General features: G+C 37.5%; 1 protein-coding gene. It reads left to right on the forward strand.

Features of this window, described 5'->3' with window-relative positions; translation table 11 throughout:
* Nucleotides 1–76: 76 nt before the first annotated feature.
* A partial coding sequence (locus E1176_RS00460) for a ParA family protein (RefSeq protein ID WP_185152483.1) occupies nucleotides 77–762 on the forward strand: 686 nt, incomplete at its 3' end.

Below are 762 nucleotides of genomic sequence, written 5' to 3' on the forward strand. Positions count from 1 at the left end.
GTCAAATATCACAGATATCATCTAATAACTGACGTAGAGTTACATATCTATGATATCACAGTTAACACACATATACATGATAATCTCAATAGCAAATGAAAAAGGAGGCGTGGCAAAAAGCACAAGTGCCAATGCGCTAGCCAGTATACTCTCACGGAAGGGATACAAAGTTATACTCGTAGACTTAGACCCACAGGCAGATCTTACATTGAGTCTGGATATAGAGTGTGGTGATCGAAATATATTCGATTGTATTTTTATGCATAAAAAAGTAATCGCTAGTAAGGTAAATGATAACCTGGTGCTAATAGGCGGAGACCCGAGACTAACTCCTGTCGGTTTTATCGACTCAGTAAAAAAAGATCAGGAGTTCGAGCTAGAGAACCCCAGATTAATACTGAAGCTACTTCTTGATCAGATAAAGAAGAAAGTTGATTTCATTATACTTGACCTGCCTCCTAACAGGGAAATAGTGGTTCAGAACGCACTTGCTGCTAGTGATTATGTGTTGATACCAACAGAAGCTCATTCATTTGCTGCAAATGGTATACATAATATCATAGAGTACATTGATCTGTTCAAAGAGAAGCTGAACCCCCGGATTGATTTATTAGGAATCATTGTCACACGATACAGAAGAAATACCGCAATACATTCTGACATGTATGAGTGGTTAAAAGAAACCTATCCTAATAAACTCTTTAATACTACCATTGCTGAGAACATTACAATACAAGAAGCCACACAACAAGGTCGTGAATT

Origin of the sequence: Fulvivirga aurantia (assembly GCF_009711475.1) — a bacterium.
Classification (GTDB): domain Bacteria; phylum Bacteroidota; class Bacteroidia; order Cytophagales; family Cyclobacteriaceae; genus Fulvivirga; species Fulvivirga aurantia.